This is a genomic window from Mesorhizobium sp. CA16 (assembly GCF_020165175.1).
In the GTDB taxonomy this organism is placed as follows: Bacteria; Pseudomonadota; Alphaproteobacteria; order Rhizobiales; family Rhizobiaceae; genus Mesorhizobium.
In genome coordinates this window covers 407,847-432,310 of the sequence record NZ_JAIUHP010000001.1, presented here as the reverse complement: position 1 = coordinate 432,310, position 24,464 = coordinate 407,847, and the positions used below count along the sequence as shown (strand labels likewise).

The window sequence follows — 24,464 nt, the reverse complement described above, 5'->3', positions numbered from 1 at the left end:
CGGAGTAACGGACAAGACCAATGCAGAGGTTCTGGATCAGCGTGATGGGTGCTTTGCTCAGCATATCGCTCATCACAGCCGCGGACGGCGCCTCCACCGCAAAGGTCGTCGCTCCGCTCACCCGGACCGAGCGCTGCACCAATCTGAGCCGTCAGGTTGACGAAGCTCTCGAAACCCATGCCGCGGCAACGCAGGTCACCGCGGCGAAAGCACTGCAAAGAAGGGGAAACCGGTTCTGCGCCAACAAGAAGCAGGCACAGGGAATCCGGATGCTCGCAAATGCTTTGAAGCTGCTTGGAGTGGCACCGATCGATCCCGTTCAGTGACACCAAGACCCGCAAGAAAAAGGAAATGAAGCCATGAAGAAGTCCATCCTCTCCGCCCTCGGCCTCGGTGTTGCTCTCGCCTTCGCGATGCCGGCGCTCGGCAACGCCGCCGCCACGACGACGGCTGCCCCGGCTGCTTCGACCGCGACCACCACGGCTGCTCCGGCGGATAGCACGGCTGCGAAGCCGATGAAGAAGGTCGCTGCCAAGAAGGCCTGCAAAGTGACCGAGACGCACAAGTGCCCGGTCAAGAAGAAAGCGTCGGCTGCGAAGCCCGTTGCTGCGAAGCCGGCTGCCAAGAAGCCCTGATCCAGCGCTCTGCGCCACTAGACGAAGCCGCTCCGGTCGATTTCGGCAGGGGCGGCTTGCTTGCGGCAGGGAGCCCGAAACCAGCAGGTTTCCACCGCGCTCAAGTCCTATCCTTAACCCGATCGCAATGCCGGTGCTGTAGGACAGTCCGCATGAAGAAGCGGTTTTCGTCCCTGATGCGTTCGCTGACCCTCGGCGGCCTGATCGCCACCGCGGCGGCACGATCGTTGATCATCTTTACCGCAAGCCCCGTGCCGGATCCCGCCAGCGGCAGGACGGAGCCCGAGCTGTTCGCTCCGCTGATCTCTTCAAGCTTCGACTACATCACGCCGGCGCAGTCCTGGGTCCTGATCCTGCTGGCCGGTGCGACCGTGATCGGCTTTGTCGCCTGGATGTTGTTCGCCTTCGTCGAACGCGGCTCCGACATGGATGGCGGTGCAGGTTCCGGCAGATCGGGCACCGCGTTGCGCCGCCAGGGCCGTTGACCTTCGGCAATGATTCCCCACATAGGGCTGATGGTCCAGGCCGGCCTTATCCGCGCGTGGAATTGGACGTATATTTGCTGCGTGACAGAATGAGAGCGAGAGAGCCCAGTTCTCGCTGGTGGATCCGATGCCCGAAACCGTCCTCAAACCCCGCACTAAGACGCAGCCGAAAACCGAGCGGCCGAAGCTCTACAAAGTCATCCTCGTCAATGACGATTTCACGCCGCGCGAGTTCGTGGTGACGGTGCTCAAGGGCGAATTCAAGCTCAGTGAGGATCAGGCGCATCGCGTCATGATCACCGCGCATACGCGCGGCGTGTGCGTCGTCGCGGTGTTTACGCGCGATATCGCCGAGACCAAGGCGACGCGGGCGACCGACGCCGGCAAGGCCAAGGGCTATCCGCTGCTGTTCACCACAGAACCGGAAGAGTAGGGGCAGGCGCTTTCCCTTCTCCCACAAGGGGAGAAGGAAGAAGGTGGCGTCACCGCCCTTCGCGATACCACATCGAGCCGATCGCGAGCAGCAGGAGGCCGAGGCCGAGGAAACCGCCGAACAGCGGCACGCGCGACACGGCCTTGAGCGTGCTGTCGTCGGTGGTGCGCAGGCCGATCCAGTCGTCGCCCGACGCGGCCGCTGAAGAGCGGACGGGAACGATCGACGGCAGTGTCAAGCCGCCGGCGAGATTGCCGAGCGTCGACGACGGAGCCAGCCGCCGCACGCTGCCGCCGGTCGCCTCGGCGGGCGCCTTCAGCCGATCCTCGGTCGAGATCACGTCGGAAAATTCCGGCGCGTTGATCGGGCCGACATGGGCAAGCGCAGTAAGGTCGCCATTGCCGATCTGGTAAAGGCCGATCTCGCCGGTCTGCAGGCTGCCGGTGAAAATGCCGGGCTCGGCTTTCTCGAGCTTCACCGCCACCGCCTTGCCTGACGGCGTGATGACCTGGGCGGGACCGGGATCGTCGCTCATCGTCTGGCGGCGGATTTCGAGCATCATGCCGCGGCCGTCGGCGGTTAGCCGTTCTTCTTCCAGTTCCGGCTCCTTCATCAGCCAGTGGGCGATGCGGCGGTAAAGCTGGACATGCGGCCCGCCGCCCTCGAAGCCGCGCGCCCACAGCCAGCCCTGATCGGACAGGAGCATGCCGACACGGCCCTCGCCCTTGCGAGCGAGCAGGAGCAGGGGCCGATCGTCGGCGCCTTTCATCACCACTTCGCCTTCCGGGTTCTTGACGCCGATGGTGCGGAACCAGCGGCTCCAATGCGGCGGCTCGCTTGCCGAGCCGTCGAGCCCGCGCGTCACCGGATGGCGCTGGCCGAGATCGGTCAGGCGCGGGTAGAAGGCCTTGTCCACCACCTCGCCGGTCGGCATGGCCGGCAGAGCGGCATTGAGCGGCGTGCGGGCGATGGAGTTCTCGCCGGCATATTCGGGGCCGGCGGCAATCAGCAGCGCGCCGCCCTTTTCGACATACTCGGAGATGTAGTCGTAATAGAGGATCGGCAGCACGTCGCGGTGCTGGTAGCGGTCGAAGATGATCAGATCGAAATCCTTGATCTTCTCGACGAACAGCTCGCGCGTCGGGAAAGCGATCAGCGACAGCTCATTGATCGGCGTTCCGTCCTGTTTTTCCGGCGGACGCAGGATCGTGAAGTGGACGAGATCGACCGACGCGTCCGACTTCAAAAGGTTGCGCCAGGTGCGCTCGCCGGCATGCGGTTCGCCGGAAACCAGGAGCACGCGCAGGTTCTCGCGGATGCCGTCGACCAGGGCAATCGCCCGGTTGTTGGCGTCGGTCAGCTCGCCGGGCTCCCGGTCGATGCCGAGCTGGACGATGTTGCGGCCGGCATTGGGTATGGTGACCGAGAGCTTCATCGGCTGGCCGACGGTCGCGTGCTCGACCGAGACCTGCTCGCCATTGACCGAGACGCGCACGTCCACCGGAGCACCATCGCCTTCCGTCGAGATGACGCGGTAGGTCATGTCGAGCGGCTTGCCGACGAGACCGAAGCGCGGCGCGTTCTCGAAGCGGATGCGGCGGTCCTTCTCATGCTCCTTGCCGGTGATCAGCGCATGCAGCGGCGCGTTGAACTCCGGCGCGCCGGCAGGCGCATCATGCACCTCGCCGTCGGTAATCATGACGGCACCGCCGATGCGCGACGGCGGCACGTCGCGGAAGACGCCTTCCAGCGCGCTGAACAGCCTGGTTTCGGTGCGCTCGTCGGCGGCTTCGGACTTGCCGGCCTCGACGACACGGACATCGAACTGCTTGAAGCGGGCAAGACGCTGCTGCAGGCCGGTCAGCGCCTCGTCGGTCTGCTTGGTGCGGTCGCCGATGTCCTGGCTCTGGCTGCGGTCGACGACGAGGGCGACGACGCTCTTCAGCGCCTCGCGTTCCTCGGCGAGGAAAACGGGATTGAGCAATGAAGCGGCAAGCGCGAGCAGCGCGATGAAGCGCAATGCCGAGCCGCGCTGGCGGAACCACAGGCCGACCAGCGCCAGCAAGAGCAACGGGACGAAGAGCAGGCCGAAGAGCGGCCAGGAGAGAAGCGGTTCGAAGGAGATGGACCAGTTCATGATCTACTGCCCCAGACGTTCGAGCAGCACCGGCACATGCACCTGATCGGATTTGTAGTTGCCGGTCAGCATGTACATCATGATGTTGACGCCGGCGCGCAGCGCGTAGATGCGCTGCATCGGATCGGGCGGCACGGTCGGCAGCATCGGATCGCCGTTCTCGTCGATGGCCCAGGCGCCGGCAAAATCATTGGCGGTGATCATGATCGGCGAGACGCCGTCGCCGGTGCGCACGGGGCGGTTCTCGGTGTTGCTGGCGTCGAGCGAGGCCTCGACCCAGAGCGGGCTGCCGTTGAAGCGGCCGGGGAACTCCGGAAGGATGAAGAAAGATTTGGTCAGCACGTGGTCCGACGGCACCGGCTCCAGCGGCGGCACGTTGAGATTGCCGAGGATGTCGCGCAGCCGCTCGGTCGCCGGGCTTGCCGAACCGGCGCCGATGCCGTTGGAAAACTGGTCGCGCGTATCGAACAGAACCGTGCCGCCCTGCTGCATATAGGCGTCGATGCGGGCGATCGCCGCCTGGCTGGGCATGGGCGCCGTCGCATCGATCGGCCAATAGATCAGCGGGAAGAAGGACAGCTCGTCCTTGGCGATGTCGACGCCCGCCGGCGGCCCGGGCTCAAGCGCGGTCTTTTCGATGAGGAAACGGGTGAGGCCCTCGAGGCCGGCGCGGCTGATCGAATCGACGCCCGGCTCGCCGGTGATGACATAGGCGATGCGGGTTTTCGAGATATCCTCGATCGCCTGGGTGTCGCCGGGCTTGGAATCGTCGGCGCGGGCAAGATCGGCATGGCCGAAGAGGCCGCCCAGCACGACCAGAACGGCCGCGGCGGTCGCCGCCGTGCCTGCGCGGCGCGGCCGGCGCGCCAGGAGTCCGCCCATCCAGAACACGGCCAAAGTGTCGAGCACCATCAACAGCAGCGCGACGGCGACCAGCGGCCCCTTGAGATTCTGCGATTCGTCAAAGGCATAGGGGATGGCCGTCACCGGCAGCGAAACCTGCGGACGGACCAGCGGTGCGAACGTGCTCGACGCATCGAGCAGATTATGCGCGAAGACGCCCGTCTCGGAACCGTAGAGACCGGGCGGATTTTCCAGTGTCACCGGCAGCGGGCCGGCGCCGGGCACCAGCGGCCGGGCATCCGGCGAGGGCGGCGTCAGCATGCCGTCGGCGCTGATCATGCGGTAGGGCGCGAGCGATGCGGCGGCGGCTTCGGCATTGGCGATTGCCGCGCCCTGGTTGCGCGACAATTGCACGACGCGCCGCAGCATCTCGACGAAGCTGCCGGAGATCGGCAGGTTCGACCAGGTCGCCTCGGGCGTGACATGGAAGAGCACCAGCGTGCCCTTGTCCTTCTTCATGCCCGTCACAAGCGGCGTGCCGTCAGCAAGCGTGGCCCAGGTGCGTTCGACGATGTCGGGCGTCGGCTCGGCCAGAACCTGCCGGCTCACCGTGACCTCGGAAGGCGGTGCAAGATCGGCGAAGGGACCGGTCTTCGGGAATTCGGTCACAGCCTGCGGCGTCGTCCAGGACAGCGCGCCGCCAAGCGCCCGCTCGCCGCTGCGCAGCCTGACCGGCAAAAGGTCGTCGTCATTGCCGGCGGCGGCAAGGCGGGGACCCGCAAAACGCACCAGCGTGCCGCCCTTGTCGACCCAATCGACCAGCCGCTGCTTGACCTGCGCCGGGATGGTGCCGACATCGGCCATGATGATCATCGCCGGCTTCTGGTCGAGAAGCTGCGGAATCGCGTCGGCAAGGTCGGCGCTCGACGGCTCGACCAGGTCGGCGAAGGGCTGCAGGGCGCGGCGGATATAGTAGAGCGGCGACAGAAGCGGCTGCGCCTGGTCGGCCTCGGCCTGCGACAAAAGGCCGACGCGGCGGCGTTTGGAGCTCTCGTCCAGCACGCGCACGGCGCCGGCCTGGTGCTCGCCGTCGAGCGCGATCGAAGCGAAGTCGTTGCGCAGCTCGAAGGGAACCGCCATCGTCCCCGTGGCGGCGGCTTCGCCCGGCGCGAAGGTCAGCGTCGCATCGGCGATGCGGCGGCCCTTGTCATCGAAGGCGCCAGCGGTGACCTGCGCCGGCGCCGGATTGCCCGGCGCGCGAATGGCGCTCAAAGCGAAACCATCGACCTGGTTGTCGGCGCCAATCAGGCCGGTCACGGAAGGCCGGTCGGATGTGGCCCAGACCAGCCGTGTCGCATTCTTTTCGAGCAGCGTCTTGAAAGCGGCCTCGTCGCCTTTGGCGGCAAGCCCATCGGCGAGCACCGCGACGCTGGCACCCGGCAGGCGCTCCAACGCGGCGGCGACGCGGGCGTAGACGGCGGGCCTGTCGGTAGGAATCGGCCGCGGCTTGGCGGCGCGCAGGTGATCGAGCGCGCCCGAAGCGTCGAAAGGGCCGATCTCGGCATTGGGCTTCTCGGCGGTGAAGGCGATGACGATCGGCACGCCGTTCGAGCCGGCGTCGGCGATCAGCCGCTCGGCGGTGGCGACGCGCTTGTTCCAGTCGGCGGCGCTCGCCCAGCCATTGTCGACGACAAGCGCCAGGGCAGCACCTTCCGCCGGCAGTTTTTCGCGCGGATTGAAGACCGGCTCGGCCAGCGCCATCACGATGAGCGCCGCCATCAGCAACCGAAGCAGCGTCAGCCACCATGGGCTTTGCTGCGGGGTTTCTTCGCGCCTCAGGACCCGGGCAAGGATTCTCAGCGGCGGGAAAACCTCCGTTTGCGGCCTGGGCGGGGTGAGCCGCAGCAGCCACCAGATCACCGGCAGCGCCAGAAGGCCCCACAGCACCATGGGCGCCCCGAAGGAAAGCGGCAGCCAGCTCATGCGACCGCCCTTCCGAAATTGGTGCCGTCAGCGGTCATCGCCATGTGGACGCGCACCAGCGCCTCTGAGGCGAGGCGGTCGGTGTGGTTGACGGTGTAGCTCCAGCCGAGACGCTTGCACCAGGCGGCCAGTTCCTCGCGGCGGGCCTGGTAGAGCAGGCGATATTCCTCGGCCAGCATCTCGGCGCGGCCGGCGGTCAGCTTGTCGCCGGTCTCGGGATCGGTGAACTCGGTGCGGCCGGCATAGGGGAAGGTTTCCTCGGCCGGATCGGCCACCTCGATCAGATGCGCGCGCACGCCGTGGCGGGCGAGCACGTCGAGCCAGGCCATGGTTTCCTCGACCGGATCGAGGAAATCGCTGACCAGCACGATGTCGCAGAAGCGGCGGATGGCCGACAGATCGGGCTTGGCCGGAAGCGCGGCGGCGTGGCTGAGCTGGGCGGCGATGCGCTCGGCGCCGTTGCGGGCGGTGAACGGGTCGGTCAGGCCCGGCCAGGCGATGCGCTCGCCGCTGCGCGACAAGAGCTCGGCCATGGCGAGCGCCAGCACCAGCGCGCGCGATTGCTTGGAGACGCTTGCCGCGGCCGATTTGTAGAGCATGGAAGGCGAGGGGTCGGCCCAGAGCCAGACGGTGTGCGCGGCTTCCCATTCACGATCGCGCACATAGGTATGGTCGTCTCTCGCTGAGCGGCGCCAGTCGATGCGCGAGGAATCCCCTTCGACATAGGGCCGGAACTGCCAGAAATTCTCGCCGATGCCGCGCTTGCGACGGCCATGCCAGCCGGCGATCACCGTATTGACGACACGGCGCGCCTCGACCAGCAGGTCCGGCACCAGTGAAGCCCGCAACCGGCCACGGGCGAGCGCGTCGCGCGTCGCAACCGGTGTCTGGACCTCGCCTATTCGACCCATCAGATGCCTTTTGCCAGCTTCGCCACCACGTCGCGCACGGAAGTGCCTTCGGCGCGGGCGGCGAAAGTCAGCGCCATGCGATGCTGCAGCACCGGTTCGGCCAAGGCGCGAACGTCGTCGACCGAAGGCGCCAACCTGCCATCATATAGGGCGCGGGCGCGGGCGCACAGGGTGAGCGCCTGGCTGGCGCGCGGGCCCGGCCCCCAGGCGACATGCTTGTCGGTCTCGGCATTGCCCTGGCCGGGCCGGGCCGAACGCACCAGCTTGAGGATCGCCTCGACGACGCTTTCCGGCACCGGCATGCGCCGGATCAGCGTCTGGATTTCCCTCAGCCGTGCCGGCTGCAGCACATTGTCGGCCTTGGCTTCGTCGACGCCGGTGGTTTCCAGCAGGATGCGGCGTTCCGCCTCGATCTCGGGATAGAGGATGTCGACCTGCATCAGGAAACGGTCGAGCTGAGCTTCGGGGAGCGGGTAGGTGCCTTCCTGTTCCAGCGGGTTCTGCGTCGCCAGCACGTGGAAGGGCGCGGGCAGGTCGTGGCGGGCGCCGGCGATGGTGACATGATATTCCTGCATCGCCTGCAGCAGCGCCGATTGCGTGCGCGGCGAAGCGCGGTTGATCTCGTCGGCCATCAGCAATTGCGTGAAGATCGGCCCGGAAATGAAGCGGAAGGAGCGCTTGCCGAACTCGTCCTGTTCCATCACCTCGGAACCGAGGATGTCCGACGGCATCAGGTCGGGCGTGAACTGGACCCGGCGCGAATCGAGGCCGAGCACGATGCCTAGTGTCTCGACCAGCTTGGTCTTGGCGAGGCCCGGCACGCCGACCAGCAGCGCATGACCGCCGGCCAGCAGAGCCACCAGCGTGCGCTCGACGACCGCCTCCTGGCCGAAGATCACCCTGCCGACCGCGTCGCGGATCCTGGAGATATCGGCCAGCGCCTTTTCGGCTTCCTCGATCATCGCTTTTTCGCTGATCGGGCTTTCCTTGATCATCACGCTCATGCCGTTCGATCCTTGTGGTTGGAAATGCCGGCCTGCACTCTCGATGCCGCAGAATGCCGCGATTCGGCCTCACCTGGCGCCTGTAATTGAACTTAAATCACAGACTCGGGCGGACAAGGCTGACAATCGGGACAACAGTGACTATTTCGTGACCATGGCCGAACGCAGCGAACATCGTGAACAAACGCCCGACGAACAGAGCGCTGGCGAGCACAGCTTGAGCAAACAGAGCCTGATCGGCGCCACAGAGGCGCGCGGCCTTGAGGCGCTGATCTCCCGCGCGGCCCGGGCCGGCAAGGGGCCGGCGCCGGTCGAGCGCTGGAATCCGGAGTTCTGCGGCGACCTCGACATGGAGATCAAGGCCGACGGGACCTGGTTCTATCTCGGCACGCCGATCGGCCGCATGCCGCTGGTGCAGCTCTTTTCCAGCGTGTTGCGCAAGGATGCCGACGGCAAGACCTATCTGGTGACGCCGGTCGAGCGGGTTGGGATCCGCGTCGTCGACGCGCCCTTCATCGCCGTCGAAATGAACGTGTCCGGGAGCGGGAACGACCAGGTTGTCACCTTCCGCACGAATGTCGGCGATGTCGTCGCCGCCGGCCCCTGCCATGCGCTGCGCTTCGTCGACGAGGACGAAACCGGCGGACTGAAACCCTATGTGCTGGTGCGCGGACGACTGGAAGCGCTGGTGGCGCGTCCGGTGATGTATGAGTTGGTCGAGCATGGCGAGGAGATCGACATCGGCGGCAAGGCGATGTTCGCCATTCGCTCGGGCGGAGAGGTCTATCCGATCATGCCGGCCGAGAAACTGAAGCGGCTGAGCGCGTGATGGACCAGGTGACGCCGGCGGCGTTTTCGGTCGCGGATTTTCGGGCGCGCGTCGCGGCGCAAGCGGCGATCGTTCCCGGCGACGAATTCGGCGATCATCGCTTCAATCCCGGCCATCCCAGGCTCAAACATATCAAGCCGCTGCGAGACGCGGCGGTGCTGATTCCCGTGGTCGACCGCGCCGAGGGCGCCATGGTGCTGCTCACCAAGCGCGCCGAGAAACTGCGCAGCCATTCCGGCCAGGTGGCCTTTCCAGGCGGCACCATCGATGCGACCGATGCAAGCCCCGAGGCAACCGCTTTGCGCGAGACCTTCGAGGAGATCGGCCTCGAACGGGATTTCGTCGAGATCATCGGCCGCATGCCCGACTACGTCGCCGGCAGCGGCTACCGCATCGTGCCGGTGCTTGCCATCGTGCGCCAGGGTTTTTCGCTGACGCTCAATGCCGATGAGGTCGACGCGGCTTTCGAGGTGCCCCTGAGTTTCCTGATGGATCCGGCCAACCACGCGCGCGACAGCCGCATGTGGAACGAGCTCGAATGGTTCTTCTACGAGATGCCCTATGGCGGCCAGCGTATCTGGGGCGTCACCGCCGGCATCATCCGCACGCTCTATGAAAGGCTTTATGGTTGACCGCTGAGGCGTCACTCTCGGGCAGGGCCGATTGGCTGGCCGACAAACATCTGCAGAAGCTTCTTGCCGCGCTGAAGCAGGGCGGCGAGGAAGCGCGCGTCGCCGGCGGCGCGGTGCGCAATGCGCTGATCGGCCAGCCGGTCGCCGACATCGACATCGCCGCAACCACCGTGCCCGAGGAGACGGTCCGACGCGCCGAGGCGGCCGGTTTCAAGACGGTGCCGACAGGCATAGAGCATGGCACGATCACAGTGATCGCCGGTGGCAAGCCTTACGAGGTGACAACGCTCAGGGCCGATATCGAGACCGACGGCCGGCGGGCAAAGGTGATCTTCGGGCGCGATTGGAAAGCGGACGCCGAGCGGCGCGACTTCACCATCAACGCGCTCTACGCCGAAGCGGACGGCACGGTCGTCGATCTCGTCGGCGGTGTCGCCGATATAGCGGCGCGGCGGCTGCGTTTCATCGGCGACGCGGAGGCGCGCATCCGCGAGGATTATCTGCGCATCCTGCGCTTTTTCCGTTTCTTTGCCTGGTATGGCGACGGACGGCCGGACGCGGAAGGGCTGAAGGCCTGCGCAAGGCTGAAGGACGGACTTGCCCGGCTTTCGGCTGAACGCGTCTGGTCCGAGCTGAAGAAGCTGCTGTCGGCTCCCGATCCCTCGCGCGCGCTCTTATGGATGCGCCAGGCAGGCGTGCTCACCGCCGTGCTGCCGGAAAGCGAGAAGTGGGGCATCGACGCCATCCATGGCCTGGTCAAAACTGGAAAAGATCTCGGCTGGGCCGCCGATCCTGTGCTGAGGCTGGAGGCGATCGTCCCGCCCGATGCCGTGCGCATGAAGACGCTTGGCGAGCGGCTGCGATTGTCGAACGACGAGGCCGGCCGCCTGCGGCATTGGGCACTGACGATCGCGCCGGATGCCAAGGCGACAGAGACCGAGCTGGCCAAGAAACTCTATTACGGCGACCGCAACGGCTATATCGACCGCATTCGGCTGGCGCTTGCCGCCGCGCGGACACGCGCAGTCGAGGACAATCAGGCGATGATGGAAGCCGGCGGCTTTTCACGCCTGCTCAATTTCACGCTGAAATGGGAAAAGCCGGTGTTTCCGATAAAAGGCGCCGACCTGACCGCGCTTGGCGCGTCGCCAGGACCGAAGCTCGGCGCCACGCTGAAGAACCTCGAGAAGGAATGGGTCGAGTCCGGCTTCACCCTGGAACGCGGCGCGCTGGTGGAACGCGCCGCGCAGGCGCTGGAGAGCTAGACGGGCCGGAACGGCCGGTGCCTGTCAGTGTATGGCCACAGGAGCGAGAGCGCGCGAGAGACTTGCTTCGCCCTTGCCGTAGACGGACGGGTCGTAATTGGCCAGCGTGTCGGTGCGGGCCGTATTGAGCAGGTCGTTGGTGATCTGGACGGGCGTCGCCTTGGTGAACTTGCTGCCGATGATCGCAGCATAGCCGGAGATGATCGGCGCGGCAAAAGACGTTCCGTAGAGCCCGGTCTTGTCACCCTCGACGCCGACCACCAGGAAGTGGCTCTGCACAGCCTGGTCGGAGCCGGCATAATTGGAATACCAGGCGAGCTGGGCCTTGTTGGCTGTGGTTCCGTTCGTCGACAGCGCGCCGACGAAGATCGCGGTCGGTTTGCCGATCAAAGCAAGGTCGAGATAGTCCTGCTGGCCACCAGTGACCCCGCCAACAGCGACCGCGTCGTTGCCGGCCGCCTTCGAGACGATGGCCGAACCTTTGGTGGCGTAGGAGATGATCGAGGACTCCTCCGGAGCCCACCAGATCTGGTTCGCGCTGTAGCCCGCGGTTGTGTACATGCCGTAGCTCAGGTTCAGCACATTAAGGCCGCGTGCCAGCGAAACGGCCGTGCCGGTCGAGAAATCCTTGGAGCGGATGGTCGCGGCGGGAGCAATCATGCTTGCTTCCTCGCGCGTCCATTCGCCGTGTCGCTGGGTCTGCACGCCGATCCCGAAATTGCCGGAAAAGCGCGAGGTGCTGCTGAAGTCGTCGACCATCGTGATGGTGACGCCCTTGCCCTTGTAGCCGGCTGCCCATGCCGCGCCGACGTCGGGGCTCATCCAGTTCTGTACCGTTTGCGTCGTGCGCGCGACCGGTATCTTTGCGCTCACGCAGATGGAGCCGCCGCCATGGCAGAGCGCCGCCGTCTCGTCCGCGCCGAGGCCCTCCTGCGCCGAGGCAATGGGCGCCGAAAGGATGGCAAGGGCGGCAACGAGGCCGAATTTCAGGTGACCAGCAGACATGTTCCAACTCCAGCCAAACAAGAACCAGGACGGGCGATCGCGCGTTTCGGGACGAGATGGACTTTTCATTCGCGCCTCCCGGCGATCAGAAAGTGAGACGATAATTCAGCCACAGATGCATGCTCTCGGGCTTGGCGCTAACCAGGTATTTCAGGGTTTCCTGCGGCGCCATCTCACCGGCCGCGAGCCGGCAATTGACACTGTAGGAGCCCAGATCCCCGTAGTCGGCCAGGCAAGGTTTCTCGGTGAGGTTTCCGCCGATGATCGACGTTACGGACAGCGACAGGGTGCTGTTCGGATTCGGATGCGTCTGGGTGAGGAAACCGAGCTTCAGGCTGGGCCCGATGCTGTATTTGTCGCCTTGTTCGCCGGTCCCGAACCCCCAAAGGATGCCGGTGTTTTCGGTAACCTGGGTGAGCAGGTCGACATGCATGTCCACCCAGTTCGTGTGGTACCATTGGTTGAACGAGACCCAGCTTCCATTCTGCAGCTCATAGCCGCCACCGCCGAGGCCTCGGGCACGGTCGCTCAGCGGCGACCCCTGATGCATGCCGATCAGCGAGGTGGTCATCATTTCCTGGGCGGTCGCGGGAGACGCGCCGAGACATGCGCACAGCAGCAGCGCCGCCTCGCACGATGTGCCCCTCTTGCCGGATCGTTCGCGCATGCGCGAAACACCTCGCCCCACCGATCCGGTCAGCGCCTTGGGTGGCGGCGAGTTTCTCGGCCAGCCCTGCAGCCGGATCATTTGCCCGACGGTGGCACGAATTCCGTTACCGCAAACTTAAATGAGACGACTCGAATATAAGTATCTGTTTGAAATGCCGGGCCGGTCCGGACCTTCCGGAATCGACTCAGGCAAATTGGTTCGCAACTCGCGATGGAACATGCTCAGGTCCTGAGCCGTCCTGATTTCGCTGCGGGTCGATCTGTTCGAAGGTGAGGAGTCCCTCAGGCCGCGTCGCGAACCTTCTGGATGCGGGAGCGTATCGCCTCGATCATCGTCTCGCGGATGACCGTCTCGCCATGCGTCTCGCGCATGTGCTCGACGGCACGGCGCATCACCTCGGCTTCTTCCTCGGCGCGCGTATGCCAGTCGCAGCCGGGGACAAGCGACCCGCATTGGAATTCCTTCATGGGACTTTCCTTTCCTCGTTCTGCTGGAAAACCATAACACATGCGACCGGTTTCGGTTGCATCGCAGCCCGCGGCAGACTGCTTTTCTCTCCAAAAAAGGAAGGCGGAGCAGTGCTGCCCCGCCTTCCTTGCCGCCTGAGAACTCGATCTGCCTTTGACGGGCAGGCCTTCACTTCATGATCTTGACGGCCTCGGCAATCTTGTTCTTGCCGCTCATGTCCCAGGAGACGCGAACCTTCTCGCCGGCCTGGATGCCGGGATCCTTGAAGGCCTTGGACAGCTTGAAAGTGGATCCGTCGTCCAGAACAAGGCTCATGGCCGTTCCGTCAAAGCTCTTGACGGTGCCGGTGGTGTGCTTGACCGCTGCGAACGCGGCGCCGCCGGAGGCGAGAAGGGCGGCGGTAGCTGCGGTCACGATAAGCTTGCGCATGGCGTGCTCTCCTGGAATGCGGGTGCCCGATTCGGCGAGGCACCTCTCGTGATCAGGGTCGTCAAGTCGCGCCGGCTCACGGCCGGAGGGAGACGAGATGATCTCCGCTTCGACCGCCGGCGCTTCCCGACCCGGCGATCTTAAATAGCTCAATTTTTTCAAAAGGATATTAGACGAAAAAGATATCGTCCCTGCCACATTGCCGGCCAAGATTCGGCGAATTGGACAGCAATGCGGCCGTCGCCGCGCTCACCGGATCGTTACGGCCATTTTACCTCGGGCGGCAGGCTGGACAGGATCGAGGCGACATTGCCGCCGGTTTTCAGGCCGAAGATGGTGCCGCGATCGTGAAGCAAGTTGAATTCGACGTAGCGGCCGCGCCGGATGAGCTGTTCCTCGCGCTCGCCATCGGTCCAGTTCTGGTTGAAGTTGCCCCGCACCAGATGGGCATAGACGACGAGAAAAGAACGTCCGACATCCTGGACGAAATTGAGATCGGCGTCCCAGCCGCCCCTGTCCTCGTCAGAATGCAGCCAGTCGAAGAAGATGCCGCCGATGCCGCGCGGCTCGTTGCGGTGCGGCAGGAAGAAATACTCGTCGCACCAGGATTTGAATTTGGGATAGTCGGCGACGGCGGCGTTCTTCTCGCAGGCGAACTGCATGGCGCGATGGAAGGCGATCGAGTCGGGATCGTCCTGGGTGCGGCGGCGGTCGAGCACCGGCGTCAGATCGGCGCCGCCACCGAACCACTGGCGCGTGGTGACGACCATGCGGGTATTCATATGCACGGCCGGCACGTTGGGGTTCCAGGGATGTGCTATCAGCGAGATGCCGCTCGCCCAGAAGCGCGGGTCTTCCTCGGCGCCGGGAATCTGCTTCCTGAACTCGGGCGAGAATTCGCCATGGACGGTCGAGGTGTGGACGCCGACCTTCTCGAAGACGCGGCCGCGCATCATCGACATGGTGCCGCCGCCGCCGCGGCCCTCGTCGCGCTCCCAGGGGGTCTTCTCGAAATGGCCGGGCGACCATGACGCTTGCGGGCCGGTGAGTTCCTGCTCGATCTGCTCGAAAGTGGCGCAGATACGCTCGCGCAAGGCCTCGAACCACAGACGTGCCTTCATCTTCTTCTGCTCGATGTCGGCCGGCAGGCCCACGGGAAGGTCAGGTCTTTCCAATTCGGTCTCCAGTCGCAGGCGCGCTTGCCTGACAAATGACTCGTCTTTTCAGGGCGCGATCCCTAATCTCTTGAGAGGAAGGGTCAAGTCCTGTCTGACCAAGGTGCAAGGGAGTTCCTTCGTGCGCACCCCGGCAAGACCGCCGCTGGATGGCTTACGCAAGAGGCTGGAGCGCTCACGGGCTGAGCGCGAAAACCAGCCGCGCGATGGTTTCTTGCGCGAAACGTTCGTGCTGCCGCGCCCGGATGCGCGCCTCAAGGCCAAGGAGTGGTTCGAGCGTTTTCCGAAACAGGCCTACTGGACCGAGATCGAAAGCTGGTTCGAGCGCCCGGGCGACGTGATCGAATTCACCATGCGGCGGCTGCCGGCGGCCGATTAAGGTGCATTGATATTCAGGTGAGGCCAGCCTGCAAATGGCGGCTCCTGCGCTTCCGGTGCTCACGTACTTTAAGTACGCTCCGCTCCGGTTCTCGGAAGCCACCATTTTCGACTCGGCCTGACCTGAATCTCAATGCACCTTGGCGGCAGACTGTCAGCGCACCGCCAGCCGTCTCGCCCCCGTCCCCTCCTTGGCCAGCCGATCTTCCTTGTTCCTCAGCGGGCATTTGTCGATCGACATGCAGCCGCAGCCGATGCAATCGGTCAGGCCGTCGCGCAATTTCTTGAGCTGGGCGATCTTCTGGTCGAGCTCGTCGCGCCAGGCTGTCGAAAGCAGGTTCCAGTCCTCGCGGTTCGGTGTGCGCTCTTCCGGCAGCGACTGGAACGCCCGGGCGATGTCGGCAAGCGAGATGCCGACCTCCTGGGCGACGCGGATGATCGCCACGCGCCGAAGCACGTCGCGGCTGTAGCGCCGCTGGTTGCCGGAGGTGCGGTGGCTGCGGATCAGGCCGCGCGCCTCGTAGAAATGCAGCGCCGATACCGCAACGCCGCTGCGCACGGCCACCTGGCCGACCGTCAATTCCCTTACCGGAGCCATCTCGATTTTTCCGCTTGACCTCAAGTTAAGTTGAGCTTGTAGCCAAGAAACGTCGATGGGACAATTGCAGGAGAAGGCGATGTGCGCCTGGGTGAGAATGACGCCGCGAGTGGACCCTGCGCGCGGCAATGAAGAAGGGCTCGAGGTTCTAGCCGAGCTGGCGCAGCGCTTCGCCCGCGACCATGGCGACGGACAGCGCGACATTGATGCTGCGCGCTCCGGGCCGCATCGGGATGGTCAGTCGCGCATCCGCCGCCTGGTGGACCTGGTCCGGCACGCCGGCGGATTCGCGGCCGAACAGAAGGATGTCGCCGGCAGCGAAAGCAAAGTCGGTGTAGGCGGCCGTGGTCTTGGTGGTGAGCAGCACGAGGCGGCGCGCGTTGGTCTTTCGCCACCCCTCGAAGGCGTGCCAGTCGGCATGGCGGGAAAGCGCCGCCATTTCGAGGTAGTCCATGCCGGCGCGTTTCAGCGCCCGGTCGGAGAGCGGGAAACCAGCCGGCTCGATGATATCGACGCCGATATCGAGGCAGGCGGCGAAGCGCAGGATCGTCCCGGTGTTGCCGGCGATATCAGGCTGGTAGAGCGCGATGCGGAGACGATCGTTCATTTCCGTATCCTGCTAATAAGTGGCAGATCGGCCACAGGCATCTCCCGCTTTCGGCAATTTCTGGACTGGCGGATGGCCATTTTCTGCGAAGTCGAGTATATGCCCACCATCGTCAACCCGAACCGTATGGAGGGGAACACATGATACCCATGCACATCCAGCTCCCATCCGGGGCACTCCTATGCCCGCAGGCGGTTTCGGTACGACGATTCTTCTGACACTTTAAGTCCTCATCGCACCGATTCCCGCCGAACCCAATTTTCGGCCTTCGAAGGAATCTTGCGATGTTTTTCAAACTGCCAAAGGGGCGCCGTGCCCCAGCTGAGCGTGTCCGGACCGATGCTAGTCGTGTCCCGGCCGATTCGATCCGCGCCTTCGGCCGAATGCCGATGGTCGAGGACGCATCACCCTTTTTAACGCATTTGCATATGGAGGACGGACCAATGTTCGATCCCTACAAGATACCGGGGTCAAGAAGCCTGCATGAACGCAAGGTGGCTACCTGGGCGCTGCTGATCGGCGAGACCTATTCGTCGGCCGTGCATGCCGAGGAACGGCGCAGGCCGCATCGCGGCATGCTGCCGGACGTCGATTTCTCGCGCGCGGTGCCCGATCACAGCCGGCCCACGCTTGTGCGCCGGATCATCCGCCTGATCCGGCCGGGCGACAGGAGCCGGGCAGGCTCCAGCCTTTCGTCGGGAAGTTCGGCGCCGTCAGGGACGTCAAACGAGCCTGTCGGCGAAATGCCGGCGAAACCCTATATTGCGCGTAGCAAGGCCGGCGATGCGGATGATTCCGTATCGCCGGCCCGCAATGCCGCGCGGCTGCAACGCCTAGCCCATCAATCCCGCGCCGCGTGAGCGCATAGATAAGTCGAGTGCCCGGAATGTTCCGCTGGTTTGAAAACAGGCTCGATCCGTTTCCCGCCGCGGAGCCGGTCGAGCCGCCGAAGACGCTGATCGCCTTCTGCGTTCATTATACGCGCGGCGTCTGGCCCTACATCGCCGTAGATGCGGTGCTGGTGGCGGCGATCGCCATCACAGAAGTGTGGATGTTCGGTTTCATGGGCCGCATCGTCGACTGGCTGTCGGCGCAGAACCGGCAAACCTTCCTGCAGACCGAGAGCTGGAAGCTCGCCGGCATGGCTTTCATCGTGCTGTTTGCGCTGCCCGGTACGGTGTGGCTGCGTTCGTTGCTCAACCAGCAGACGCTGATGGGCAATTATCCCATGCGCATCCGCTGGCAGGTGCATCGCTATTTGCTGAAACAGTCGATGGCTTTCTACCAGGACGAGTTCGCCGGCCGGATCGCCACCAAACTGATGCAGACCGCACTCGCCGTGCGCGACTTCGTCATGAAGCTGATAGATGTCCTCAACTACGTGATCGTCTACTTCCTCGGCATGCTGTTCATCGTCGGATCGGCGGATTTGCGGCTGGCCGCACCCTTGGGTGTGTGGCTGATCGGTTATGTCGCCTTGCTGTGGCATTTTATTCCGCGGCTGGGCAAAGTCGGCGAGGAGCAAGCCGACGCACGCTCGACCATGACCGGCCGCGTCGTCGACAGCTACGCCAACATCCAGACGGTGAAGCTGTTTTCGCACGCGCGCCGCGAGGCGACCTTTGCCAGGGAAGGCATGGCAGGCTTCCTCGACACCGTCTACCGTTCTATGCGGCTGGTGACGGTGCTTTACGGCCTGCTCTACATCTTGAACTCGCTGCTGCTGGTCTCTGTCACGGCGATCTCGCTGTGGCTGTGGCTCGGCCAGGCGGTGACGATCGGCGCAGTAGCCGTGGTCATCGGCCTTGTGCTGCGCATGTGGGGCATGTCGCAATGGATCATGTGGGAGATGTCCGTGCTGTTCGAGAATATCGGCACGGTGCAGGACGGCATCCAGTCGATCTCGCTGCCGCGGCTGGTCGAAGACAGGCCGGGCGCCAAGGACATCGCCGTCGCCCGGGGCGAGATACGCTTCGAGGACATCCGCTTCCATTACGGCAAGCAGAAGGGCGTTATCGAGAACCTGTCGCTCACCGTGAAGCCCGGCGAGAAGGTCGGCATTGTCGGACGTTCCGGCGCCGGCAAGTCGACGCTGGTCAATCTGTTGCTGCGCTTCTACGACCTGGAAAGCGGCAGGATTCTCGTCGACGGCCAAGAGATCGCTGCGGTGACGCAGGATTCTTTGCGCGCGCAGATCGGCATGGTCACGCAGGACACTTCGCTGCTGCACCGCTCCGTGAAGGAGAATATCCTCTACGGCCGGCCGGACGCGACCGATGAAATGCTCATCGAGGCGGCGCGCCGAGCGGAGGCGCTCGATTTCATCGGCGGGCTCTCGGACCATAACGGCCGCAAGGGTTTCGACGCCCATGTCGGCGACCGCGGCGTCAAACTGTCCGGCGGCCAGCGGCAGCGCATCGCGATTGCCCGCGTCATGCTAAAGGACGCGCCGATCCTCATCCTCGACGAGGCGACGTCGGCGCTCGATTCGGAAGCCGAGGCGGCCATCCAGGAGAACCTCTACAAGCTGATGCAGGGCAAGACCGTCATCGCCATCGCGCACCGCCTGTCGACGATCGCGGCGATGGACCGGCTCGTCGTCATGGACAAGGGGCACATCATCGAGGAAGGCTCGCATGAGGAGCTCGTCGCCAGGGGCGGGCTCTACGCCCAGCTCTGGCAACGTCAGTCGGGCGGTTTCCTGCTCGATGACGCGCCGGCTGAGCCCGATGCCAAGTCGCTTCGATCCGAGATGGCTGCGGAGTAACGCGATCGCGATTGCAGCAACTCCGTCCGGAATTGCGCAAAACAAAGACTTGGAGCGGCCCGGCGGTTCTGTGAGCCGTCGAGCCGCTCCGGCATCAAGGTTACGGCGATTGCGGGGAATCGATCCCGGGCGTAACCACGACCTCGCCAGAGGCCTGCTGGCGACCAGATCGGTTACCGGCGGATTTCCGCGCGATGAGAGAAAAATGTTCGACCGCATCTTCACCTGGTTCGAAAGCCGTTATTCGCCGGTGGCGCTGGCCGACGACAGGCAGCCGCCAATGGGACTTTGGCGGTTCTACTGGTATTTCATAAGGCAGTTTCGCACCGCCTATCGGCTGCGCATGATCATCGTTGCCCTCGCGGCGCTAGTGGACGCGATGCTGCCGATTTTCGTCGGCCTGATCGTCGGCCTGCTCTCCAGCACCAAGCCAGGCGATTTCTTCGCTGCGCACATGCCGTTGCTCGTCATGATGGCGATCGTCGTGCTGCTGCGTCCGCTGTCGATGGTTGTCGATGGTCTCATCCGCAACCACGCCATCGCGCCGAACCTCATCGACCTCATCCGTTGGCAGAGCCATTGGCACGTCGTGCGCCAGGACTGGTGGTTCTTCCAGAACGACTTCGCCGGCCGCATCGGAACCAAGGTCATGCAGAGCGGCGATTCGGTGGAGATGAGCGTCAACCTCACCGTCGATGCCGTCTGGTACGCGCTGGTCTTCGTCGCGGTCGCCATCGTCGTGCTGGCGCGGCTCGATACGCTGCTGCTGGCTGTGGTGGCGGTGTGGCTGGTATTCTACTGCCTCATCTTCTGGTCCGCGATGCCTAGGATCACGCAGCGTTCGTCCCAACTGTCGGAACGGTGGTCGCAGGTGAGCGGCCGCATGGTCGACAGCTACACCAACATCCTGACGCTCAAGACGTTCTCGACCGGCGAGCACGAAGACAAATATGTCTCGCACGCGGTGGTCGAGCATGCCCACACGTTTTACCAGCTGATGCGCGTTTTCACGCTGATGTGGTCGGCCCTGTTCGTCCTCAACGCGGCGCTGCTCATCGCCATAAGCTGGCTGGCGCTGGCCGGCTGGAACGCGGGGACCATGACTACGGCAGCCGTGGCGACCGCGATACCGTTCGCGCTGCAGATCGCCAATATCTCCGGCAGGATCCTCGATGTCGGCGCCAACGTTTTCCGGCAGATCGGCGTCGCCAGCAATTCGATGACGACGATCGCGCGTCCCATCACCATGCAGGACCAGCCTGACGCACCGGCCCTCGCCGTGACCGCCGGCGGCATCGAGTTCGACCGGGTGAATTTCAACTACTGGCGCAAGGACGGCAAAGGCGGCGTCATCGATAATCTGTCGCTGAAGATCGCGCCGGGCGAGCGGGTCGGCCTGATCGGTCGCTCCGGGGCCGGCAAGTCGACGCTGGTCAATCTCGTGCTGCGGCTGTTCGACGTCCAGGACGGCAAGGTGCTGATCGACGGACAGGACATCCGCCACGTCTCGCAAGAGAGCGTTCGCGCGGCGATCGGCTTCGTCAACCAGGACACGTCGCTCTTGCATCGATCCGTTCGCGAGAACCTCAAATATGGACGCCAGTCGGCCAGCGACGAGGCCATGTTTAGCGCCGCCAAAGCCGCTCAGGTCGACGATGTGATCGCGGCACTGACCGATCCGTATGGGCAGAGCGGCTATGAGGCGCTTGTCGGCGAACGCGGCGTGAAGCTGTCCGGTGGCCAGCGGCAACGCATCGCAATTGCCCGCGTTATGCTGAAGGACGCGCCGATCCTCATTCTCGACGAGGCCACGTCCGCGCTCGATTCGGAAGTGGAAGCCGCCATTCAGGAGAACCTCTACAAGCTCATGCAGGGCAAGACCGTCATCGCCATCGCCCACAGGCTGTCGACCATCGCGGCGATGGACAGGCTGGTGGTGATGGACAAAGGGCGCATCGTCGAGGACGGCTCGCATGAGACCCTGATCGGCAAGGGTGGGCTCTATGCCCAGCTCTGGCGGCGCCAGTCGGGCGGGTTCCTGCTCGAGGAAAAGCAGGCCGCCGACGATCTGGCGGCGAAAGGTGAAGCCGCGGAATGATGAAAGGCGTCTATCGCTGGTTCGAGGGCTGGGTCTATCCGTTCCGCGAGCCCGTGAATCTTCGGCCACCCGCCAGCGTCGGCGGCTTCCTGTGGCACTATGTCGGGCAGGCCAAGCTCGCTTTCTTCGCCATGCTCATCATCGGCGGCATCGCGCCGCTGGTCGAGGCAGGCCTGTTCTATTTCGTCGGCAGGCTGGTCGATATCCTCGACCAGTTGCCCGGTGAACGCAGCTGGCACGCGCTGTGGGCGGCCGCCGGTCCCGAGCTCCTGTTCATGGGCGCCGTGGTTCTGTTCATCCGCACTCTGGTGGTCGGCCTGTCGGCGCTGGTCGACGAGCAGACGATCACGCCCGGATTCTACAATCTGGTGCGCTGGCAGGCGCACCGGCACGTCTCGCGCCAGTCCTATGCCTTCTTCCAGAACGATTTCGCCGGCCGCATCGCGACAAAAGTCTGGCAGGCGGGGCAGGCGACCGGCGACCTGATGGAGAGCTTCATCGAGGTGGTCTGGTTCATGATCGTCTATACGGTGACGACGCTCGCGCTGGTCGCCGGTCTCGATCTGCGGCTGGCGGTGCTGGTGGTGATCTGGATCGCTGCCTTCGGCTGGCTGGCGAAACTCTATCTGCCGGCTATCCGCAAGCATGCCGAGGCGACCGCCGAGGCCGGTTCGATGATCACCGGCCGCATCGTCGATTCCTACTCGAACGTGCAGACGTTGAAGCTGTTTTCGGCCGACGGCGACGATCGCTATATCCGCAGCGGCTTCGGCATCTATCTCGACGCGCTGCGGCCGTTCACACGCCGGCTGACCGGCGTGCGCATGGCGCTGACCATGCTCTCCGGCATCATGATCACGGCGATCGCCGCTTTCGCCATCTATCTGTGGGTCGAAGGCTCGATCACGGTCGGCGCCGTCGCCTTCACGCTGTCGCTGGTGCTCAGGCTCAACATGCTGCTTGGAAGGCTGATGATGCAGCTCAACGGCATCCTGAGGAATCTCGGCGTGCTGGAGAATTCCAAGGCGCTGATCTCGCAGCCGCTCGGCCTGACCGACGCGCCGGACGCCAAGGAGCTGGTCGTCGCCGGCGGCCGCATCGACGTCAGGAACGTCATCTTCCATTATGGCAAGGGGGCCGGAGTGCTCGACGGCATCGACCTCGTCGTGCATCCGGGCGAGAAGGTCGGGCTGGTCGGCCCGTCGGGCGCCGGCAAGACGACCTTGGCCAACCTGATCCTGCGCCTCTATGACCTCGAGGGCGGCCAGATCCTGATCGACGGCCAGGACATCGCGCATGTGACGCAGAACTCGCTGCGCAGCAATATCGGCGTGGTCAGCCAGGATACCGCACTTTTCCACCGCTCGCTGCGCGACAACATCAAGCTCGGCATGCCGGACGCGACCGATGCGCAGGTGATCGCCGCGGCCAGGAAAGCCGAGGCGCATGACTTCATCCTGGGGCTGCGCGACAACCGCGAGCGCTCCGGCTACGAGGCCTATGTCGGCGAGCGCGGCGTGAAGCTCTCCGGCGGCCAGCGGCAGCGCGTCGCCATCGCGCGCGTCTTCCTCAAGGATGCGCCGATCCTGATCCTCGACGAGGCGACCTCGGCGCTCGATTCCGACATCGAGGCGGCGATCCAGGAGAACCTGACCAGACTGATGGAAAGCAAGACGGTGATCGCCATCGCGCACCGGTTGTCGACCATCGCAGCGCTCGACCGGCTCGTGGTGCTGGACGGCGGCCGCATCGTCGAACAGGGCACGCATGACGAGCTGGTAGCGCTCGACGGGCTCTATGCACGGCTCTGGAAGCGGCAGTCCGGCGGCTTCCTGTTCAACGAGGAAAGCGCGCTGGAAGAGACGCGGCCAGCGGAGTAGAACGGCATCATGTCGGTACGCATGCCTATGAATTTCGGACGGTCAGGCGCGCAGGAAAGCGCGCTCGATCTGCTCGGCCACGAAATCCTCGCCGAGAAGGCCGCAGCCCTCGGCCGCGCCGGCCGGCGTGTCGAGGAAACCCTTGCCAGATTGCGCGAGAGCGGCGAGGGCGAGCATCGCAACCGGCTGCTTAAGGAGGCGGCAGCGGCCGTCCATGCCTATTTCATCCAGCGCGAGCTTTGCGGTTTGCGCAAGCATGACGCCGTGATCCGCGAATACGACATCCCGCGCGCGGTGCTGGTCAGGCTCGGCGCCAGCTAGGCGCCGATTTCCTGGCGAAAACGCGCCAATCGCGCAGCAAGGGCTCCGGGATTCTCGTCGGCGACGAAGTGGCCGCTACCCGGGATGATGTCGCCTTCGACATTGGATAGGCCTGCTGCCTTCAAGCCGTCGAGATAGTCGGCGATGTCGCCGGATTCGGCCGAGCCTCTGAGATAAAGAACCGGCGTGGCGATCGGCGTCGCGGATGGGTGGGAATTGACCTTGGCGTCCGCGGCAAAGGCGCGGTACCAGTCGAAGCCGGCCTTGAGGCTTTCCGGCCGCGAATAGGCCTTGGCATAGATGTCCCTGGCTTCCGCAGGGATCGCCGATTTTTCCTTCGAAAGAATATCGAAGAAGAAATCGAAATAGGCGCGCTCATGGCCGCTCACCAGTATCTCGGGCAAGGCCGGGATCGCATGAAAGGCGAAATGCCAGATACGCGGGTTGCGGATGACATCTTGCCACGGCGCCACGCCGGGGATGACGACGTCCATGATCACCGCGCCGGTCAAATTTTCGGGCTCGTCGCGCAACAGCGCGAAGACGATCTGGCCGCCGACGTCATGACCGGCGACGATGACCTGCCGCAAGCCGCAAACGGCGATCAGCCCCTTCATCAATCTGGCCAGATATGCCTTTTCTCCGGTCTCGGGCGCGCCGTGTGAACCGCCGATGCCCGGCAAGTCCGGGGCGATCACGCGCTGGTCGCCGGCCAGCTCGTCGACGATTGCCTCAAAAGCATGGGAGCTTTGCGGCCAACCATGCAGCAGCAGAAGGCCCGGCGCATCGGCCGGCCCTGCGTCCCGGATCGCGATAGCCAGCCCCTCGACCTCAACGGTGCGCTGTCGCATGCTTCAACTCCATCGATGCCAGATCGATGGAACTAGGCTGCAATCAGCCTTCGGACAGGC

The 24,464-nt window shown here is 64.5% G+C and carries 25 protein-coding genes; 13 read left to right on the top strand and 12 right to left on the bottom strand.

The window, feature by feature from the left end; translation table 11 throughout:
• The first annotated feature begins 20 nt into the window (after positions 1-20).
• From LB525_RS02155 to clpS, 4 genes are all read left to right on the top strand, one after another.
• The gene (locus LB525_RS02155) at positions 21-326 is read left to right on the top strand and encodes a hypothetical protein (protein ID WP_095766486.1); all 306 of its coding nucleotides are present in this window, start codon (positions 21-23) and stop codon (positions 324-326) included.
• A 33-nt stretch (positions 327-359) separates the two neighbouring features.
• Entirely contained in the window at positions 360-635 is a 276-nt protein-coding gene (locus LB525_RS02150) for a hypothetical protein (protein ID WP_140838736.1), read from the top strand.
• A gap of 152 nt (positions 636-787) precedes the next feature.
• Positions 788-1,120 (top strand): hypothetical protein, encoded by a 333-nt coding sequence (locus LB525_RS02145; protein WP_224543198.1) that lies wholly within the window; start codon positions 788-790, stop codon positions 1,118-1,120.
• A 127-nt stretch (positions 1,121-1,247) separates the two neighbouring features.
• On the top strand, positions 1,248-1,553 hold the full coding sequence (gene clpS / locus LB525_RS02140) for an ATP-dependent Clp protease adapter ClpS (protein ID WP_140546186.1): 306 nt from the start codon (positions 1,248-1,250) through the stop codon (positions 1,551-1,553).
• Between the two features lie 49 nt (positions 1,554-1,602).
• Here clpS and LB525_RS02135 read toward each other — a convergent pair whose 3' ends face one another.
• From LB525_RS02135 to LB525_RS02120, 4 genes are read right to left on the bottom strand one after another with little or no spacing between them, the layout of a single operon-like run.
• Positions 1,603-3,690, bottom strand: coding sequence for a hypothetical protein (locus LB525_RS02135; protein ID WP_224543197.1), 2,088 nt, complete (start codon positions 3,688-3,690; stop codon positions 1,603-1,605).
• A 3-nt stretch (positions 3,691-3,693) separates the two neighbouring features.
• Complete coding sequence (locus tag LB525_RS02130; protein WP_224543196.1) at positions 3,694-6,516, bottom strand: DUF4159 domain-containing protein; 2,823 nt, start codon at positions 6,514-6,516, stop codon at positions 3,694-3,696.
• Positions 6,513-7,427 (bottom strand): DUF58 domain-containing protein, encoded by a 915-nt coding sequence (locus tag LB525_RS02125; RefSeq protein WP_224543194.1) that lies wholly within the window; start codon positions 7,425-7,427, stop codon positions 6,513-6,515. Before LB525_RS02125 ends, LB525_RS02130 begins: the two co-directional genes overlap by 4 nt.
• Entirely contained in the window at positions 7,427-8,431 is a 1,005-nt protein-coding gene (locus LB525_RS02120) for an AAA family ATPase (RefSeq protein ID WP_095766493.1), read from the bottom strand. The genes LB525_RS02125 and LB525_RS02120 overlap by 1 nt, the downstream gene beginning before the upstream one ends.
• A 154-nt stretch (positions 8,432-8,585) precedes the next feature.
• Here LB525_RS02120 and LB525_RS02115 point away from each other — a divergent pair, with 154 nt between their 5' ends.
• Genes LB525_RS02115 through LB525_RS02105 form a run of 3 tightly spaced genes read left to right on the top strand, consistent with a single transcriptional unit; the run spans position 8,586 to position 11,157 of the window.
• Complete coding sequence (locus LB525_RS02115; RefSeq protein ID WP_411970997.1) at positions 8,586-9,260, top strand: DUF1285 domain-containing protein; 675 nt, start codon at positions 8,586-8,588, stop codon at positions 9,258-9,260.
• Positions 9,260-9,892: a CoA pyrophosphatase gene (locus LB525_RS02110; protein WP_140838715.1), complete on the top strand. Its 633-nt coding sequence runs from the start codon at positions 9,260-9,262 to the stop codon at positions 9,890-9,892. The genes LB525_RS02115 and LB525_RS02110 overlap by 1 nt, the downstream gene beginning before the upstream one ends.
• Positions 9,889-11,157 (top strand): CCA tRNA nucleotidyltransferase, encoded by a 1,269-nt coding sequence (locus LB525_RS02105; RefSeq protein WP_224543191.1) that lies wholly within the window; start codon positions 9,889-9,891, stop codon positions 11,155-11,157. Before LB525_RS02110 ends, LB525_RS02105 begins: the two co-directional genes overlap by 4 nt.
• 24 nt (positions 11,158-11,181) lie before the next feature.
• Here the strand turns inward: LB525_RS02105 and LB525_RS02100 are convergent, their stop codons facing one another.
• From LB525_RS02100 to hemF, 5 genes are all read right to left on the bottom strand, one after another.
• Entirely contained in the window at positions 11,182-12,162 is a 981-nt protein-coding gene (locus tag LB525_RS02100) for a S8 family serine peptidase (RefSeq protein ID WP_095766496.1), read from the bottom strand.
• A gap of 85 nt (positions 12,163-12,247) precedes the next feature.
• Entirely contained in the window at positions 12,248-12,910 is a 663-nt protein-coding gene (locus LB525_RS02095) for a hypothetical protein (RefSeq protein ID WP_224524597.1), read from the bottom strand.
• Positions 12,911-13,113: 203 nt separating this feature from the next.
• Positions 13,114-13,299: a DUF1059 domain-containing protein gene (locus LB525_RS02090; protein WP_095766497.1), complete on the bottom strand. Its 186-nt coding sequence runs from the start codon at positions 13,297-13,299 to the stop codon at positions 13,114-13,116.
• Positions 13,300-13,468: 169 nt separating this feature from the next.
• Complete coding sequence (locus LB525_RS02085) at positions 13,469-13,729, bottom strand: DUF1344 domain-containing protein (protein WP_095766498.1); 261 nt, start codon at positions 13,727-13,729, stop codon at positions 13,469-13,471.
• A gap of 260 nt (positions 13,730-13,989) precedes the next feature.
• A complete protein-coding gene (hemF, locus tag LB525_RS02080) occupies positions 13,990-14,904 on the bottom strand; it encodes an oxygen-dependent coproporphyrinogen oxidase (protein WP_224524599.1) in 915 nt (304 codons plus the stop codon).
• 121 nt (positions 14,905-15,025) lie between these two features.
• Here hemF and LB525_RS02075 point away from each other — a divergent pair, with 121 nt between their 5' ends.
• Positions 15,026-15,283, top strand: a complete 258-nt coding sequence (locus LB525_RS02075) for a hypothetical protein (RefSeq protein WP_095766723.1) — start codon at positions 15,026-15,028, stop codon at positions 15,281-15,283.
• 153 nt (positions 15,284-15,436) lie between these two features.
• Here LB525_RS02075 and soxR read toward each other — a convergent pair whose 3' ends face one another.
• Together soxR and LB525_RS02065 are read right to left on the bottom strand one after the other, a co-directional pair.
• Entirely contained in the window at positions 15,437-15,880 is a 444-nt protein-coding gene (soxR, locus tag LB525_RS02070) for a redox-sensitive transcriptional activator SoxR (protein ID WP_140838707.1), read from the bottom strand.
• Positions 15,881-16,028: 148 nt separating this feature from the next.
• Entirely contained in the window at positions 16,029-16,487 is a 459-nt protein-coding gene (locus LB525_RS02065) for a tRNA (cytidine(34)-2'-O)-methyltransferase (RefSeq protein WP_224524600.1), read from the bottom strand.
• 443 nt (positions 16,488-16,930) lie between these two features.
• On the opposite strand from LB525_RS02065, the gene LB525_RS02060 reads away from it, so the two are divergent.
• The 5 genes from LB525_RS02060 (at position 16,931) to LB525_RS02040 (ending at position 23,553) form a co-directional block, all read left to right on the top strand.
• Positions 16,931-17,347, top strand: coding sequence for a hypothetical protein (locus LB525_RS02060; protein ID WP_224524601.1), 417 nt, complete (start codon positions 16,931-16,933; stop codon positions 17,345-17,347).
• Between the two features lie 26 nt (positions 17,348-17,373).
• Entirely contained in the window at positions 17,374-19,254 is a 1,881-nt protein-coding gene (locus LB525_RS02055) for an ABC transporter ATP-binding protein (RefSeq protein WP_224524602.1), read from the top strand.
• Positions 19,255-19,459: 205 nt separating this feature from the next.
• The gene (locus LB525_RS02050; RefSeq protein WP_224543190.1) at positions 19,460-21,352 is read left to right on the top strand and encodes an ABC transporter ATP-binding protein; all 1,893 of its coding nucleotides are present in this window, start codon (positions 19,460-19,462) and stop codon (positions 21,350-21,352) included.
• A complete protein-coding gene (locus LB525_RS02045; RefSeq protein ID WP_224543189.1) occupies positions 21,349-23,232 on the top strand; it encodes an ABC transporter ATP-binding protein in 1,884 nt (627 codons plus the stop codon). The genes LB525_RS02050 and LB525_RS02045 overlap by 4 nt, the downstream gene beginning before the upstream one ends.
• Before the next feature lie 9 nt (positions 23,233-23,241).
• Positions 23,242-23,553 carry a DUF6665 family protein gene (locus LB525_RS02040; RefSeq protein ID WP_140838699.1) on the top strand — a complete coding sequence of 104 codons (312 nt, stop codon included), beginning with the start codon at positions 23,242-23,244 and terminating at the stop codon, positions 23,551-23,553.
• On the opposite strand, the gene LB525_RS02035 is transcribed toward LB525_RS02040, so the two are convergent.
• Entirely contained in the window at positions 23,550-24,404 is an 855-nt protein-coding gene (locus LB525_RS02035) for an alpha/beta fold hydrolase (RefSeq protein WP_224543188.1), read from the bottom strand. The two genes, LB525_RS02040 and LB525_RS02035, sit on opposite strands and share 4 nt — an antisense overlap.
• Positions 24,405-24,464 lie beyond the last annotated feature (60 nt).